This is a genomic window from Sodalis sp. C49 (genome assembly GCF_046352915.1).
Classification (GTDB): Bacteria; Pseudomonadota; Gammaproteobacteria; order Enterobacterales; family Enterobacteriaceae; genus Acerihabitans.
In genome coordinates this window covers 1,362,906-1,379,742 of the sequence record NZ_CP163303.1, presented here as the reverse complement: position 1 = coordinate 1,379,742, position 16,837 = coordinate 1,362,906, and the positions used below count along the sequence as shown (strand labels likewise).

Annotated in this window: 14 protein-coding genes, 2 tRNA genes and 1 pseudogene; 9 read left to right on the top strand and 8 right to left on the bottom strand. The window is 56.1% G+C overall.

Going from position 1 to position 16,837, the window contains the following annotated elements; translation table 11 throughout:
• Positions 1–131: 131 nt before the first annotated feature.
• The 8 genes and pseudogenes from fhuB to mtfA all read right to left on the bottom strand — a co-directional run bounded on the left by fhuB (position 132) and on the right by mtfA (position 8,646).
• Positions 132–2,057 (bottom strand): Fe(3+)-hydroxamate ABC transporter permease FhuB, encoded by a 1,926-nt coding sequence (fhuB, locus tag ABUK12_RS06140; RefSeq protein ID WP_410015445.1) that lies wholly within the window; start codon positions 2,055–2,057, stop codon positions 132–134.
• Positions 2,050–2,949 carry an ABC transporter substrate-binding protein gene (locus ABUK12_RS06135; protein WP_410015444.1) on the bottom strand — a complete coding sequence of 300 codons (900 nt, stop codon included), beginning with the start codon at positions 2,947–2,949 and terminating at the stop codon, positions 2,050–2,052. Before ABUK12_RS06135 ends, fhuB begins: the two co-directional genes overlap by 8 nt.
• Positions 2,949–5,303 carry a TonB-dependent siderophore receptor gene (locus tag ABUK12_RS06130; RefSeq protein ID WP_410015443.1) on the bottom strand — a complete coding sequence of 785 codons (2,355 nt, stop codon included), beginning with the start codon at positions 5,301–5,303 and terminating at the stop codon, positions 2,949–2,951. The genes ABUK12_RS06135 and ABUK12_RS06130 overlap by 1 nt, the downstream gene beginning before the upstream one ends.
• Positions 5,304–5,453: 150 nt before the next feature.
• A complete protein-coding gene (locus ABUK12_RS06125; RefSeq protein WP_410015442.1) occupies positions 5,454–6,488 on the bottom strand; it encodes a FecR family protein in 1,035 nt (344 codons plus the stop codon).
• Positions 6,481–7,071 carry an RNA polymerase sigma factor gene (locus ABUK12_RS06120; protein ID WP_410015441.1) on the bottom strand — a complete coding sequence of 197 codons (591 nt, stop codon included), beginning with the start codon at positions 7,069–7,071 and terminating at the stop codon, positions 6,481–6,483. Before ABUK12_RS06120 ends, ABUK12_RS06125 begins: the two co-directional genes overlap by 8 nt.
• A gap of 284 nt (positions 7,072–7,355) precedes the next feature.
• A pseudogene (locus ABUK12_RS06115) lies at positions 7,356–7,541 on the bottom strand (Arm DNA-binding domain-containing protein); the annotation flags it as partial.
• A gap of 160 nt (positions 7,542–7,701) precedes the next feature.
• Positions 7,702–7,777: transfer RNA gene (locus ABUK12_RS06110), tRNA-Asn, on the bottom strand.
• Positions 7,778–7,869: 92 nt separating this feature from the next.
• Positions 7,870–8,646, bottom strand: coding sequence for a DgsA anti-repressor MtfA (gene mtfA, locus ABUK12_RS06105; protein ID WP_410015440.1), 777 nt, complete (start codon positions 8,644–8,646; stop codon positions 7,870–7,872).
• Positions 8,647–8,739: 93 nt separating this feature from the next.
• Between mtfA and ABUK12_RS06100 the strand changes: the two genes are divergently transcribed.
• The 9 genes from ABUK12_RS06100 (at position 8,740) to ABUK12_RS06060 (ending at position 16,524) form a co-directional block, all read left to right on the top strand.
• Positions 8,740–8,829 (top strand) — tRNA-Ser (locus ABUK12_RS06100).
• Positions 8,830–9,048: 219 nt separating this feature from the next.
• Complete coding sequence (locus ABUK12_RS06095; protein WP_410015439.1) at positions 9,049–9,957, top strand: cation diffusion facilitator family transporter; 909 nt, start codon at positions 9,049–9,051, stop codon at positions 9,955–9,957.
• Between the two features lie 407 nt (positions 9,958–10,364).
• Positions 10,365–10,784, top strand: coding sequence for a DUF6515 family protein (locus tag ABUK12_RS06090; RefSeq protein ID WP_410015438.1), 420 nt, complete (start codon positions 10,365–10,367; stop codon positions 10,782–10,784).
• 278 nt (positions 10,785–11,062) lie between these two features.
• Positions 11,063–12,295 (top strand): peptidase T, encoded by a 1,233-nt coding sequence (pepT, locus tag ABUK12_RS06085; protein WP_410015437.1) that lies wholly within the window; start codon positions 11,063–11,065, stop codon positions 12,293–12,295.
• Entirely contained in the window at positions 12,295–13,242 is a 948-nt protein-coding gene (yddG, locus tag ABUK12_RS06080; protein ID WP_410015436.1) for an aromatic amino acid DMT transporter YddG, read from the top strand. The genes pepT and yddG overlap by 1 nt, the downstream gene beginning before the upstream one ends.
• A 167-nt stretch (positions 13,243–13,409) precedes the next feature.
• The gene (gene kdgT, locus ABUK12_RS06075) at positions 13,410–14,396 is read left to right on the top strand and encodes a 2-keto-3-deoxygluconate transporter (RefSeq protein ID WP_410015435.1); all 987 of its coding nucleotides are present in this window, start codon (positions 13,410–13,412) and stop codon (positions 14,394–14,396) included.
• Positions 14,397–14,566: 170 nt separating this feature from the next.
• Positions 14,567–14,866 carry a hypothetical protein gene (locus ABUK12_RS06070; protein WP_410015434.1) on the top strand — a complete coding sequence of 100 codons (300 nt, stop codon included), beginning with the start codon at positions 14,567–14,569 and terminating at the stop codon, positions 14,864–14,866.
• A gap of 180 nt (positions 14,867–15,046) precedes the next feature.
• Positions 15,047–16,123, top strand: coding sequence for an FAD:protein FMN transferase ApbE (gene apbE / locus ABUK12_RS06065; RefSeq protein ID WP_410015433.1), 1,077 nt, complete (start codon positions 15,047–15,049; stop codon positions 16,121–16,123).
• A 14-nt stretch (positions 16,124–16,137) separates the two neighbouring features.
• Positions 16,138–16,524: a DUF305 domain-containing protein gene (locus ABUK12_RS06060; RefSeq protein ID WP_410015432.1), complete on the top strand. Its 387-nt coding sequence runs from the start codon at positions 16,138–16,140 to the stop codon at positions 16,522–16,524.
• Positions 16,525–16,837: the final 313 nt, after the last annotated feature.

The window sequence follows — 16,837 nt, the reverse complement described above, 5'->3', positions numbered from 1 at the left end:
ACCTACTCTAAATTATAGGTAAAACTTACCTATATATGAATAAATCATTGGAGTCGATTTATGCCTAACTTTCATCAGCCGTGGATGCGGCTGAAAGGAAAAAAATCTTAATATTAATCACAGGAATGAGTTCATTTCCCTGATTTTATCAGCAACCACAAAAACCACGGTGCACCGATTAGTGCACAGAGCAAACCGGCCGAAACGGGCCACGGCCAGGCGATGTTGCGGCCGAGCCAGTCGGCGAGAACCATCAGCAGTGCGCCATACAGTGCCGCTACCAGACATTGCCGCACAAAGCGGTATGCTCCGCTATAGCGTGCAAGCTGTGGGGCAATCAACCCGACAAAACTGAGTGGGCCGATAAGCAACGTGCCGCCCGCTGTTAACGCGGCGGCAAGCAGCAGGATTAGCATGTTACTGCGCCGAAGTCCTGCCCCCAGTGCCCGCGTTGTTTGATGTCCGAGGCTCAATAATGTGACCCAACGTTGTAACAGCAAGGCGAGGGGGATCAGCAGCAGTGCCTGAGCCGCACCCCACATCGCCCGTTCAGGCGTGATGCCTGCCGTGGAGCCTGTACTCCAATTGAGCAACATCATCGCCCGAGGGTCGCCGCTCATCAGCAACAGCATACTCAGCGCCATACTCAGGCTGGTTAGACACAGCCCGACCATCACCATTGACTGCGGCTGAAAACGCGAACGCAGTCCGAACATAAACAGAGTGAATATAGCCAGCAGACTTCCCGCCAGCGCAGCGGGAAAAAGCTGCGAAAGTGGCTGATTGAACAGAACAACCAGCAACACCACCATCAGCGATGCGCCGCTGCTGATGCCGAGTAATTCTGGGCTGGCCAGCGGATTGCCGCTTTGGCGCTGGATAAGCACGCCTGCAACAGCCAACATCGCGCCCGCGCTAAGTGCGCCGAGCATTCGTGGCCAGCGCCATTCTAGCAGTTGCCATACCGCAGTGGTGTCGAGGGGGCGGTTTAAGAATAATGAAACAGCGATGCCACCCAGTAATAACAGCATCAGAGCTATCAACTGGCTGCACGTTATGGGGCGAATGACCGATGTACTCAATGGCGCAGCGGCGATATTAGTATTGCGCTGACGAAACAGTAACATGAGCATCAGCGGCGCACTGAGCAACCCCGCGAGTGCCCCAGTCGGTAAGTCTCCCCCGGCAGGAGAGAGAAATTGCGCCAACTGATCGACCAGTGTCAGCAGCCCTGCGCCTGCCAGCGGGGTACAGACCAGCTGATGTGTGAAGCGGCGCACCCCCGACAGTCGCACAAGGGCAGGGGCTGCCAGACCAATAAAACCAATAATCCCGACTTGGCTGGTGACCAGCGCGCTGAGCGCCACGGCTACGGCGAGAGTTGCTACCCGGATTTTCACCACCGATAGACCCAGTGCACCGGCACTCTGGTCTGACAGCCCAATTAGCATGAGCGGCCTTGCCAGTAAAATACACACTGTCATGAGCACTAGCACCGGTAACAGTAAGAACTGTGTGACCGACCAGCCGTTCTGGTTCAGGGAGCCCGCCTGCCAGCTAAAGAGATCGCTGAGATAATCATGATTAAACAACACCATCAACGTATTGATACCGTTGCCGTAAAGGCTGAACACCATACCGGTAAGGATAATTTTTAGCGGATCGAGTCTCTGACGGACAATCAGCAGATACAGCACCAGCGATGTTAGCGTCGCCCCGGCGAGAGCCAAATTTGTCAGACCGAAAACCAGCAAGGCGGGAAATACAATAATGCTTGCCGACATCGCCAGATTGGCACCGGCCGCAATACCAAGCGTGGTCGGTTCTGCCAACGGATTACGCAGCACCTGTTGAAAGAGCAGGCCAGCCGTCGCCAGCGCCATTCCGCAGAGAATACCTGTCGCCAGTCGGGGCAGAAAACTGTAATGCAGCAGTAAACTGGCGGTGGAAGGAAGGTTACTGGCATGGATCCGGCACAGGTTACTCACCAGCAGCTGGGCGCAGGTAAGCACCAGCGAAATGACAATTAGCCACGGCAATACCGGTAATTTACGCATTCTTTTCAGTTTCCGAGAGCACTTGTGTGATGTGTTGTGCCAGACTCACCGCCGTTCCAATTCCTCCAAAAGGGAAGAAATGGGTCAGTTCCTTTGCGCGCTCGCTCGACACCTGCGGCAGGTGTTGCCACAGTCCGTCCGGCTGACGCAGGCGGGTAAACCGCGTCAGCGTTGTCGGTAATTCGGTGTAAAACAGCCAATCGGCGGACAACGACGCCAGCTTTTCGATACTGACGTTGGTCGTTCCCATCGCACCCACCGCTCTATCCCAGGCATTTTGCAGCCCAAGTCGCGTTAGCATCGCGTCCGGCAGGCTGTTCTTGCCATACACCGTAGCGTATTTGCCGTCCTGGCTGCGAACCACGACCAGAATACGCTGGCCTGCGGCGTGCCCGAGTCTTTGCTGGCAGTTGCTTAGTGCAGTGGTTGCGTGGTCAATAAGCCGTGCTGCCTGCGCGGAAGCGGATAATTTTGTGCCCAGAGCGCCCGTAAAGGTCAGTAATGCCTGCCACAAATCGTTTGTGGCAGGGTACACCGACACGACCTGCACCGGCGCGATGCGCTGCAGACTGTCGAGAAGGGCGGGAGCGAGCATATCGCTGAGAATAAGCGTCGGTTTCAGCGCGGCGACTCGTTCAATGTTCGGCTCCCAGTAAGGGCCGATATCCTGAACGTTGGCCGGTAAAACGGGGTCTGCAATTCTGCTGCGAAAGTACCCCACGTCAGAAACGGCAAGCGGCGTAATGCCTAGCGATAGCAGCGTTTCGGCCGCCAGCCAGTTAATAGCGACAATGCGTTGCGTGGGCGTTGCTGACATCGCCGGGGCATTGAGCCAGGGCAATACCAGCAACGCCCTCAGGCAGTCACGACGACTCAGTAGCAAACGTGGCATCAGAAGCTGTACTTCAGTGAGCCGATAAAAGTACGATCCTGTCCCGGATAGCAGCTGGTGTCATCATCACAAGTCCCAACATAATGATGATTCAGCAGATTCTGTATATTAAAACCGACGGAAACGTGTCGATTGACCTGATATTTTGCCCCTGCATCGACCAGCGCAAAGTTTTTCACCGGTATGGTATTCGCATTATCGCCGTACATGCTGCCGACGTAACGCACACCGGCACTCAGCAGCAGGCCGTCCAGCGCGCCCTGATGGAACCCATAGTTCAGCCAGCTTGATGCCATATGTTTAGGCACATTTGCCTGCTGATTACCGCGGTCACCATTGTTACTGGCGGTGATTTCCGTTGCGGTATAGGTGTATGACGCCAGTAAATCCAGACTTTCGGTCAATTTCACCGTAGTTTCCGCTTCAACACCGCGCGAACGCACTTCGCCGGACGCGACCTGATAACCGGTGATCAGATTATTCACAATTTCATTGGTCAGTACGTTAGTTTTGGTGATATCAAAGGCGGCGAGCGTCATCAACATGTTGGCATCAGGCTGGTATTTCACACCGATTTCGTACTGATGTGCCTTGCTCGGGTCAAATGTTCGGTTCTTACTGTCGGTGCCACTGTTGGGGACAAAGGATTCGGCATAGCTGATATAAGGCGCTAGCCCGTTTTCTGCCAGATAGGTCAGGCCAGCGCGTCCGGTCCAGGCGCCTTTATCCACCCAGCTGGTGTTGTCGGTCAGATTGTTTTGGGTGCTTAAACTGATGTCATCGTGGCGGCCGCCTAAGGTCAGCAGCCATTTTGGCGTCAGCGAAATCTGGTCCTGCATGTAAAGGCCCAGCTGTGAGGTAGTCTGGTCGTTGTTATTGAGCGCATAGGTAGGGTCGGCAATGTTCAAGCTGTATACTGGATTATAGATATTCAGCGTCGGCCCAACGGCACCAAAGCGTTTAGCATTACCGTCAAGGCGGCTGTAATCAAGACCGCTCAACAGACGGTGTGTGACTGACAGGGTTGAGAAGTCGGCCTGCAGCTGGTTATCGATGTTGAACGCGTTCATGTGCTCATCAAAACGAATGGCATTGCGCGACAGCGTGCCGGTGTTGAAATTCACGGAGCCCGGCAGCAAGTTATTCAAAACGGTGTCGGTTTGCCCGTAGCGCACATTTTGGCGCACCTGGAAAACGTCGTTGAACTGATGACTCAGCTCATACCCCACGGTGAACTGCTCCTGACGAAAACGGTTATAGTTATAGTCCCCCAACAGGGTATCGGTCACCTTGTGGTCCGGCTCGGTAAGCACGGCAAGGGTGCCGCCGGAGGTATCGCGCAGGTAGTCCGCGCGTACTGTCAGGCTGGTATCGCTGTTGGGTAGCCAGGTGAAAGAGGGCGCGAGATAGACGCGGTTATCTTCAACATCCGGGCCATCGCGGTACTGGAACTGAGTATCGCTGTCACGCACGAGGCCAATGACGCGATAAAGATAGTGACTGTCATCGTCAATTTTGTCGCTCATATCAAACTGCGCCTGGCGGCGGTTGAAATTGCCCAGTTCGATTTGCACATCGTGCACGCCCTGCGCGGAAGGCAGTTTGCTGATGCGGTTTACAATACCGCCCGCATCGCCGAGGCCAAACAGGGTTGACGACGGTCCGCGCACGATATCAATACGCTCCAGCGCGTAAGGTTCAGTGCGGAAATAGCTGTAACTGTTATTCAACTGGCGCAGGCCGTCACGGTAATCGTTGGTCGTCAGGGCATTGAATCCACGAATATAAATCCAGTCATAGCCTTTCGGATCGACACCGTAGGTTTCCGTTTTTACGCCTGGGACATAACGCAGCGCTTCCGTGACGCTCTGCACGTTTTGCCTGTCCATTCGCTCGCGAGTCACTACCGATACTGACTGAGGTACTTCCAGCAGCGGTGTGTCGGTTTTGGTGGCGGAGCTACTCTGCTGTGGAACGGTGACGCTGGCGCCGTATTGGCCGGTCACGGTCAGGGTATCTCCAGCGGACGTTTGTGGTGCAACCACCACAGTGCCGTTGTCGAGGCTATAGCCCAGACCGCTGCCGCTTAACAGTCGCCCGAGGGCGGCTTCCAGCGTCATATTACCCTGCACGGCTGGGGCATTTTTACGTGCAACGGAGTCCGGTGCGGCAATCAGTTGAACTCCGGCCTGCTGTGCTAGCGCATTCAGTGAGTTGATCAGCGGCTGAGCTGGCAGTGAAACGGCCATCGCGGCGGCGGCGTGAGATACGGCAATCGGCGCACAGACGGCCAGCGCGATGGCGGTGAGGCTGGATTTAACGCGGTTACCCCGATAAACAGTAAAAATAGACATGCAATTTTCCCCAGAAATAAATTAAATAAGAATCATTATCTTTTCTGAAGACGAGACTGACGCCAAAACCCTGACGTCATGTCCTGAATATTTTTAATCTTTTTTTCGGGGCAGTCGTTTTGGTGCAGGTCGTCCTTAAAGGCGAGGAGCTTAGCGTTTAAGAATCTGCGTCTCTCCTGCCTGAATATTGATTTTTACCGGTAATACCTTCGGCAACGCACGGGCAAAACTGTCCGGACGATGAGTGTTAAAACTGCCGCTAATGCGCAGTGCCGCAACGTCGGCGGAGGCCGGTTTATAGGGCACATCGCCGTAGCGCGAGAACTCAGCCAAGGCCAGGCTTAGCGGGGTGTTATTGAAATTAATTCGTGACTGCCGCCAGTCGGCGATGGCGTCCGGTTCTAATGGCAACTGACGCGTCAGGCTACCGTTAGCATCGCTGGTTGCCCGCTGGGTGGCGCGCAGCACCATCAGGTGTGGTTCATCTGCGCCCAGATGCAGGGTTGCCATTGCTCGCCAGCGCATATTGTCAAGCCACGCTCGCGGACCGACACGTACCACGCCGCTGCTAACGGCAACGTCCACGCCATCACCGCTCATCGACTGCGGGATATAGCGGATGCCGAAACTGGTACCCAGCACCGTGACGCGCGACGGCCCGCTCAGCACCACAAAGGGTTTATCTTGCTGATGGTTGACCTGAAAAAAGACCTGACCCTTGACGAGCGTGACTTCGCGGCGCTGCGGATAATAGGCTACCTGCACCTGTGTTTCAGCATCCAGACTGAGCACGGTGCCATCCGGCAGGGTGAGCTGTTTTGTTTCACCGCGACCGGTATGGAATGCTGTCGTCATAACGGGAGGGGCCAGCCATTGCCACAGCGGCCACACCAGCACCAGACAAAGCACGGCAGCGACCAGTCCAGGACGCCAAAAAGTACCACGTGAAGTCTCACGGATATTCCACGGCAGTGAATCACGCAGGCGGGCTACATTTTCCTGGGGCAAATCACCGATGCGTTGCCACAAAGACTGCATGGCCTGATAGCGTGCGGCGTTTTCATCCAGCAATAGCCAGTCGGCAAACTGGCGTTGTTCACTGGCAGACATACCGGACTGTTTTTTACTCAGCCAGCGTGCAGCCTGCTCATCGGCTGACAAGTGTTTTCCAATGGCGCTATTCATCACGGCCATCCTTATTCCTGTTGCTGGTACTCGCGGCGAAGTGTTCCTGCTGCCAGTGTTCGTTACTGCTGCGAAGGGCGGTCATGGCGCGGATAATATGTTTCTCTACCATGTTGATGGATATTCCCATATGGCGCGCGACGTCTTTTTGTGACAGGCCATCGAAACGGTGAAGGATAAAGGCTTCACGGCAGCGCGGCGGCAAGGCTTCGATAGTGCGCGTCATTAAATCATCATATTGATTCTTTTCAAGACATTCATAAGGTTGAAGATGTGACGGTGCCGCGAAATGCGCACTTTCGGTGTCTTCAGCTACATCATCCATTAGACGTTCGGGGCGTCGATAGTGGTCGATCAGCAAATTACGCGCGATGCGATACAGTAGACTCCGATGTGATCGGACTGGTTGCGTGACGGTCAGTGCGCGGATAAACGTTTCCTGCGCCATGTCTTCTGCATGTTCGCGGTCACGAAGCTTCCGGTTAATAAACCTATACAATTCAGTATAATATTTTTCGAAAGCAGGCACTTGGTTCTCTAATGATGAAATACAGGGATCTTCTGCGTTGCCTATATTACGCATAAATCTTCTAATCTTTCATTATTAAATGATAATCATTCGCGAGAGACAACAGCAAGAGAGGGGGAGATTGCTCCGCAACCACCTTGCTTTGACGCAAACTGGAACAGCTGCAAAAATTACAGGTATAATCCCCCCATTATTCAACTGGTTTAGAAACGAAGATGACAAAACTCTGACTGGGATCGCCTTTGCCAGTAACTAGCTAATAAACAAGCTAAACCTGAAATCACTCCCTTGACCTGTCCCCAAGATTAGATTCAACGCGCAGTTAGTCATGTCACTTTGGCAAGAGAGATGAGAGGGTAGGCACCTAGAGCTAAGCGAGATTCTTTTTTATTGATGCGATATTTGAGATACCAAAGGCGTGAACCACCTGGATTGACTAAAAGGTACAGGCCATGAGAATCGGAAACTTTGAAAGGTTTAGCGGATGGTTTTAAGCTGCGGATTTTTGCGTCGTTAAGAGATATTTGGGGGGAACTCTGTCATCGAACCCCCCTGACCCCAAATCAGACCACCAATCTTGCCCGATGCGGAGGGGAAATGAAAATGCATCGGGAAGACTTTTCACACTAACTTGTTGAATCTAAATCGTATAAAGATTCGTGAAGATGCATGAAAACATAAATTTGGCTCCTCTGACTGGACTCGAACCAGTGACATACGGATTAACAGTCCGCCGTTCTACCGACTGAACTACAGAGGAATTGCGAGAACGGGGCGAATCATATCCGGCCCCTCCAGGCGTGTCAACGTAAAAACAAATGTTACGGCGCGATTGCGCAACCCTTGGTCAAATCACGCGCCGGCATGCCGCTGAGCGTCCAGGCGCGCCAGGGGATCCTGACGGTAAAACTGCGTAAAGCAGCGATAGAGTTCGGGGAAGCGTTCGTTTAACAGCTCGGTGGAGCTGAAAAAATACTCGGACAAGACCGCAAAGCATTCGGCCGGATCGCTGGCGGCGTAGGCATCCATGCTGGCGGCGTCTTCGCCGACCAGGTCAACCTCATCCTGCAAATCCTCCATGGCCGCGTGCAGCAGCGTTTCCCAGCGCGCCACGTCCCTGATGGAAATCAGCGGCACGCCGTTAACCACCCCGGCGTTACGCGCGTCCAGCTTATGGGCGGTCTCGTGGATAATCAGGTTAAAACCGCTGAGATCGAACGAGTCCTGGATCTCCAGCCAATTAAGGACGATAGGGCCCTGATCCCAACTTTGCCCGGAGTGCACCGCTTCGCCGCGATGCACCAGGCCATACTCATCCTGCCATTCGTCATTCACCACGAACGGCGCGGGATAGATAACCACTTCATGAAAACCGTCCAGCCACTCAATGCCCAGCCCCAAGACCGGCAGGGCAAACATCAGGGCGATACGTGCCTCCATCGCGTCATCCAGGGTCAGGCCCTGCAAGGGGACTAATTTCTTCTGCTGGAGAAACTTACCGGCCAGCATTACCAGAGCGTGCCGCTCCGCGGCGCAGAGGGGTGAAAATAACGGGATCGCCAGCGCCTCTTGCCATAAGGCAAGGGTTGCAGCGGATGGCGTAGAACTTTTCCATGGCCATTTTATCATCGTGTTGCTCGATAAGTCGTCACTTGAATCGCCAGGCGAGGTTTAGGACTATTAAAATGCCGTAAAACAGGGCATGATAGCAACCGCTAAAAAGGAGAGATGCCGGAGCGGCTGAACGGGACGGTCTCGAAAACCGTTGAAGGAGCGATCCTTCCCAGGGTTCAAATCCCTGTCTCTCCGCCACTATTCAAACAGTTATCCCCCTGCCGGTCTGTGACTGGCGCCACGCTGGCCACCACACCCCAAAAAAAAACGCACCGATAACCCTGATGGCATCCCATAGGCAGCGGCAGGGGTTGATGATAACCTAGCCCGGTCCGGTCTTATCCGTATTCCCGCTTACATCGCAATATCAAACGGTTAGCTATATGAAGAAAAAGAATAGCCGTGGGAGAGAGTGTCATGTTGTTTAATCTTCCCGGTAAGACGCTGACGCGCATGGCGTCGCTGATGTCGCTTAGCCTGGCTCTGGTGATGGTGGTCGTAAAAATCTGGGCGTGGACGCTGACGGGGTCCATGGCGCTGTTGACGTCGGCCGCGGACGGTTTGGTCGACGTTCTGGCCTCGGTGGTTACGCTGATTGGCGTCTTTTACGCCCAACGTCCCGCTGACAAAGGCCATCGCTACGGGCACGGCAAGTCCGAGGCCGTGGCGGCGTTTGTGCAGGCGCTGCTGCTGGGCGGCGCCGGGCTGGTGCTGGGCATGGAATCCATGCAGCGCCTGTTCCACCCGCAGCCGCTGATGCAGCACGGGCTGGGCATTTGGGTTATCATCGGCAGCACCCTGTGCACCGCCGTGCTGGTTTCAATGCAAACCTTTGTCGTCAGGCAAACGGCCTCCACGGCCATCGCCGCCGATCGCGCGCATTACGTTACCGATATCGCGGTAAACCTGGCGGTGCTGTGCGCCCTGGTGCTTGACAGCGCCTTCGGCTGGACCCGATCGGACGCTATCGGCGCCCTGGCCATTTCCTGCTATATGATCTGGAACGCGCGCGGCATGGTCGTTACCGCCCTGCGGCAACTGCTGGACCAGGAGCTTGGCGCTGAGGATCGCCGGCGTATCCGCGACGCCGCCCTGGGCTGCGAGGGGGTGCGCGGGGTGCATGATATCCGCACCCGCAACGGCGGCGATCGGGTTTTCGTCGAACTGCATGTCGAGGTGGACGGCCAACTGTCGGTAGATGTGGGCCATGAAATCGGCGACGCGGCGGAAGCGGCGGTCAGGAAACTGTTTCCCGCGGCGGAGGTACTGGCGCATCTTGAACCGGCCGGGATCGTCGACGAGCGTCTTGACGATCTGGTAAAATAACGCGCGCGCCAAGGGCGGATAAAAAAAACACCCACCGAAAAAAACTGTGGGTGCCCAACATCACATATGCCGGCTCTGGAGCGAGCGGACGGTTAAAAAATAACATTGCCGGTCGTCGGCTTCCAATGAGAACGGCTAATCGCAGCGTTATCAATATTCATATAAATTATATGTTTACAACTCCTTGCATCCTTAACCCTTTATTTGCATTGCAGGCGTTGCATAATGGGCGTCCAGAGCAGGCACCCTGCAGTTGCGATCAATTATTAATGGATGGTAAGGATTCTGTTATAGCCGGCTAAAGATGCGTAAATGCACTTGCGAATTCATCCGTTTAGGTCTGTTATGAGAGCATCGGCGACTTTTTTTAAGCATGTGTTTTTAAGCGGGAAGGTTAAAGGTACCTTATGAAAAAATTATTGAGCCTTGTGTTATCGCTTAGCCTCCTGGCGCCGGTGGCGGGTTTTGCCGCTCCCGGCTGGCACGACGGGGGTCACGGCGGCCATGGATGGGGCGGACGGGGACCCGGTTGGGGTGGTCCGCATCGCGGCGCAAGATTTGATTTCCTGCCCGGCGTGGCGGCAACGGTGCTGGTCGCTGGCCTGACGTATTATGTGCTTGACGGTATCTACTACCAGCGGCAGGAAAATCAATATGTGGTGGTCGACGCGCCGCCGCAGCCGCAGGTTTACGCCTCCGGCGGCATGAGCGGCAATATGACGGTGCTTGACCTCAATGGTGAACGCTTTTACGTTAACCAGGGGCATTATTATCGTCGTAGTATCAACGGCCAGTATTTGGAAGTGCCGCGTCCGGCCGGCTTATAAGCCTGGACCGCGCGCCGGTTCGCAAACCGGCGGTTGCACCTGTCGCCACAATGCCCGCTCCGGCGGGCATTGTGCTGTCTGGGGCCCGGTACGTTATCGCCGGTGCGCGTAGGCGGACCGGCAGAAGCGGGCTTCTCCGGCGTATTCCGGCTGGAGACCTGCGCCCGGAGCGTTTATATTATCTCCCAGCCGGTATCAATACGGTGCGCCCGCACCGGGCGATAAACCGCGTTTGGGCGGCGTTTTTTTGCAGACTGCATTTTTGCCAGGGGATCGTTATGCCACAAGATATCGCCGGACAGTTGATTCAACGTTTTTACCGCTACCTGGCGGTGACCAGCCAAAGCCATGCCGCGGCGACCACGTTGCCCAGCACGCCGGGACAGCAACAGCTGGCGGATATGCTGGCGCAGGAGCTGCGCGTTTTAGGCCTGGAGGATATCCAGGTCGATGACCGCGCCACCGTCACTGCGTTGAAACGCGGCAACACGCCGGCTGCGCCGCGCATCGGATTTATCGCCCATCTGGATACGGTGGATGTCGGCCTGTCGCCGGAGATTCATCCGCAGCTGCTGCGTTTCACCGGCGAAGATATCTGCCTGAACGCCGGGCGGGATATTTGGTTGCGCGTGGCCGAACATCCCGAGATCATGCCCTATCGCGGCCAGGATATTATTTTCAGCGATGGTACCAGCGTGCTCGGCGCCGATAATAAAGCCGCCGTCACCGCCATCATGACCATGCTGGAAAACCTGGACGCGGATACGCCCCACGGCGATATTGTCGTTGCCTTCGTCCCGGACGAAGAAATCGGCTTGCGCGGCGCCAAAGCGCTGGGTCCGGCCCGTTTCGCCGTGGATTTCGCCTACACCATCGATTGCTGTGAGCTGGGTGAAGTGGTCTATGAAAATTTTAATGCCGCCAGCGCGGCGGTGACCCTGACCGGGGTGACCGCGCACCCGATGTCGGCGAAAAATGTGCTGGTGAATCCGATTTTAATGGCGCAGGAGTTCATCAGTCATTTTGACCGGCGGGAAACACCGGAAAATACCGAGGGCCGGGAAGGCTATTTCTGGTTTAACGATATGGCGGCGAATGCGCGCCAGGCGCGGCTGAATATTTCGATCCGCGATTTTGACCGGGATCGTTTTTTAGCACGCAAGCAGCGTATCGGCGAGGTGGCGGAAGAAATTGCCCGGCGTTATCCAACGGGAAAGGTCGAGTTCAAGATAACCGATATCTACAGTAATATCAGCAACGCCATCGGCGACGATCGTCGCGCCATCGATTTGCTGTTCGCCGGTCTGAAGGAACTGGGCATCGCGCCGAAAGTGACGCCGATGCGGGGCGGCACCGACGGCGCAGCCCTATCCGCCCGGGGGCTGTTAACGCCCAACTATTTTACCGGCGCGCACAATTTTCACTCGCAATTTGAATTTCTGCCGGTCAGCGCCTTTGTCGCCAGTTATGAACTGACACGCAAGCTGTGCCTGTTGGCCGTGCGAGCCTAGTGGCAGCGCTTTGTGGCGGCGCGCGCAAAACGCGCGCCACGCTGCTGGGTCTGCTGGCAATCGTGCTGTGGAGCACCCTGGCCGGCTTAATCCGCAGCCTGAGCGAGCAGTTCGGCCCCACCGGCGGTGCGGCCATGATCTACACCGTCAGCGCCGTATTCCTGCTGGCGCTGGCGGCGCGTCCGCGTGTTGCCGGCTTTAGGCTTAAGTATATGCTCACCGCCGGACTGCTGTTTGCCAGCTATGAGATCTGCTCCTCCCTGTCGCTCGGCTACGCCGCCAGCCGGGAACAATCGATTGAGGTGGGCATGATTAACTATCTCTGGCCCAGCCTGACCGTACTGCTGGCGATGATGATGAACGGCGCAAAGGGCGGTGCCGGTGTTTATACCGGCCTGCTGCTGGCGCTGACGGGTATTGTCTGGCTGATGTGCGGCGACGGCGGATGGACGCCCCGGCATATGCTGGATAATGTATTATCCAATCCGCTAAGCTATGGCCTGGCGCTGGGCGGCGCACTGATCTGGGCGGTCTACTGCAATGTTACCCGTCGGTTTGCCGGCGGACAACATGGCGTTACGCTGTTTTTTATCCTGACCGCGCTGCTGCTATGGGTGAAATACTTGTTCAGCAACGAACCGGGACTGGTGTTCAGCGGCGCGAGCGTCGTCGCCCTGCTGGTGACCGGCGCGGTGATGGGTATCGCCTATGCGTCCTGGAATATCGGCATCATCAACGGCAATATGACCCTGCTGGCCGCCTGTTCCTATTTTACCCCGGTGCTGTCCTCGCTGTTTGCCGCCACGCTGCTCCATATCCACCTGACCGGTAGGTTCTGGCAGGGCGTGGCGCTGGTGTGCTGCGGCTCGCTGCTCTGCTGGCTGACAACCCGCGAACGCCCTGTCGCGGCACCGGCCCCACGCGCCGAGAGTGGTGATCATCTCTAATGTGATGTACGTCACATGATCCTTTCATGCTGTCAGCGCCAAATGGTGATTTGCATCACAAATATTATGTGACGAAGATCACATTTAGCCTGAAGGAATACGTCGTATCATTCAAAAATGAAATATTGGTTCATTTTTTAAGGCATGGCGTTTCTTACAGGTGCGGTTTGAAAATCAAACAAAGCTTAGATAAAATTCCCGGCGGGTTAATGTTGGTTCCCCTGTTCATCGGGGCGATTATCAATACCTTCTACCCGCACGCGGGCGCGTATTTCGGATCATTTACGAACGGCATCCTGAAAGGCACGGTGCCCATTCTGGGGGTCTGGTTCTTTTGCATGGGCGCCACCATTCAATTACGCGCATCCGGCGTCGTGTTGAAAAAATCCGGTACCCTGGTGGCGGTTAAAACCCTCACTGCCTGGGTGGTGGCGCTGGTTGCCTCACGCTTCCTGCCGCTGGACGGCGTGCAAAGCGGCTTTTTTACCGGCATTTCCGCCCTGGTGCTGGCCGCGTCGATGAACATGACCAACGGCGGGCTCTATGCCTCGCTGATGCAGCAATACGGCAGTAAAGAAGATTCAGCCGCCTTTGTGCTGATGTCCATCGAATCCGGTCCGCTGTTGACGATGATTATCCTCGGGTCCGCCGGCGTGGCATCGTTTGAACCCAGGCTATTCCTGGGCGCGGTGCTGCCGTTCATTCTCGGGTTCATCCTGGGCAATCTGGATGATGAGCTGCGCGCGTTTTTTGGCCGCGCGGTGCCGGCGCTGATTCCCTTTTTTGCCTTCTCGCTGGGCAGCGCCATTGATTTATCGGTGATCCGCGATACCGGACTGCTGGGGATCCTGCTGGGCGTGGGCGTTATTATCGTCACCGGCATTCCCTTGATCCTGGCTGATAAATTTATTGGCGGCGGCGACGGCACCGCCGGGATTGCCGCTTCCAGCTCGGCCGGCGCGGCGGCGGCCACGCCGTTTTTAATCGCCGAGATGAATCCGGTATTTAAAAGCCAGGTGGCGTCGGCCACGGCGCTGGTGGCCACGGCGGTTATCGTCACCTCCGTGTTGGTGCCCATCCTCACCGCGCTGTGGGCCAAATGGGCCAGACGGGGACAAGATGGCGCCCATGCGCCCACCGTCTCTGCCGATTAGCGCCGCTCATGCGATCGTCAGCGCAACGCCGCCGGGCGTTGCACGCTCCCGCCATCTTTTGTTGACTATACTGGCTGTTGGCAATAACAATAAAAAGCCGATACATCATCCGCCGGCCAATGCGGCCGCGGGTGTCGGGCGCCTGCCCGAATGACACTGGGAGAGAAAATATGGCCAACGATCCGCTTTATGACGCGCTGCTCAAACGCATCGAGGCGCTGGAAGCCCGTGAAGAGTTGCTTACCGTCACGTCCCATGCCTATCAAGTGGTGATTACCACGATATTGGGCAATATCGATGCCGAAACCCGCGATCGTATCATCACCATGGTCGACGAGGCGCATGAGATTGCCTATTCCCAGGCAGTGAACCGCAGCGATAAACATCTCTCCGAAATTATCAAAGGTGCCGACGAAATCGTCCAGCGGATGTTTAACTACGCGCAGGGCGGCACGCAGCCGGACCATTGATCCCGCGTTTTTTGCCGGCCCGTCCCGTTTCCACCCAGCACGATCCCGGTTCCCCGCCGGGATCGTGCTTTCTTTCTTATACCCGCCGATGACGGTCTGATTTTTGCAAAGCCAGTCAGACGTATTAAGATAGCGCTGGCGGCGCTGGCCGGTTTATTTCAGGGTGGAACAGGGAAATTCATGAAGCGATATGCAGCAATACTGTTGATCATCGGGGCTCCGGTGGTTCTGACGCTGGCCGGGTGCGACCGACCCGCGCCGCCGGACGCCGCGCAGGCGTGGGTCGCCGAAGGGCGGACAATGGGAACCTTTTACCGCGTCACCCTGGCCGCGCCTCCGCCGGCGGCCCTAGAGGGATTAAAGGACAGCATCGCCCGGCAACTGGAGCAGGACAACCATGAATTGTCGACTTATCAACAGGACACGGTTTTGTCGCGTTTCAACCAGTACCGCGGCACCGATCCGCAGCCCATTACCGCCAATATGGCCGATATTGTCACCACCGCGCTGCGTATCGGGGTGAAAACCGGCGGCGCCATGGATATCACCGTCGGGCCGCTGGTGAATCTCTGGGGATTCGGTCCGGATAAACAGCCGCGGGCGTTGCCCGAACAGCAGGACATCGACAGTGCCCGCGCCCGGGTCGGGCTGCGCCACCTGAGGCTTATCGAAGATAGCCAGGGGCAATGGCTGCAAAAAGATCTGCCGGACCTGTATGTGGATTTGTCCACGCTGGGCGAGGGCGCCGCCACCGATCATCTCGCCGCGCTGCTGGAACGGCGCGGCATTACCCGCTATCTGGTCTCGGTGGGGGGCGCCGTGATCTCGCGCGGTCTTTCGCCGCAGGGAATACCGTGGCGCGTGGCGATCCAGCGGCCGACCGATCGGGAAATCGGCGCCCAGGCTATAGTCGATTTGCAGGGACACGGCATCAGTACGTCGGGCAGTTATCGCAATTACTATGAATTGCAGGGAAAACGGCTCTCGCATATCATCGACCCGGCGACCGGCAGGCCAATTGAACATAAGCTGGTGTCGGCCACGGTTATCGCGCCCACCGCCCTGGAAGCGGACGGCTGGGATACCGGACTGATGGTGCTGGGCACCGAAAAAGCCCAGGCGCTGGCCGAGCAGCAGGGTCTGGCGGTTTATCTTATCACCCGTTCCGCCGATGGTTTTACCGCCTGGATGTCGCCGCAGTTCAAGTCTTATATCATCGGTCAGGATGACGCCGCGACCGAGACCGGGCATAAATAATAACAGGAGGGAATATGAGCAAATACGTGATGCTGTCGCTGTTGATGTTAACCTTGCCGTGCGCGTCGTCTTCCGTTTGGGCTGACGACGCCATGCCCGGCATGAACATGGATCATGGGTCGGCGGCCGGGCTCAGTAAGTCCAGCCAGGACTATATGGCCGCCATGCAGGACATGCATAAGGATATGGCGGAAGGGGTGAAAGCCCAAGACCCCGACGTCGCTTTTGCCCGCGGTATGATTCCACACCACCGGGGCGCTATCGCCATGGCGGAGACCGAATTAAAATACGGTAAGGACCCCCGGATGCGGCAGATGGCGGAGAGGGTGATTAAAGCGCAAAAAGCCGAGATCGATACCATGAACAACTGGCTGAAGGATCATCCCGATAAAGCGCGGTAATCGTTCCTTCTTGCATTTAGCGTCCAGGTTTGATAACTCTAGGTGGCCCGGGTGTTATCGGGAAGTCTTTTGGTCAACCCCCTAAATCTGACAAGTAAGCGAGGTGTTTATGAGTAGAGGTAAGGACAAGTCAGCCAAGAAGAGACCGGAGAAGACACTGAAGGAAAAGCGCGCGGACAAGAAGAGCAAGAAAGGGCTCGAAATCTGACCCTGCATTTTTTTCGCGACGTAACCCGGCAATGGCCGGGTTTTTTTATCCAGGGCTCGCAGGGTTAACGTTTTTATACGCAATTGGTTATACTGTCCTCGGTGC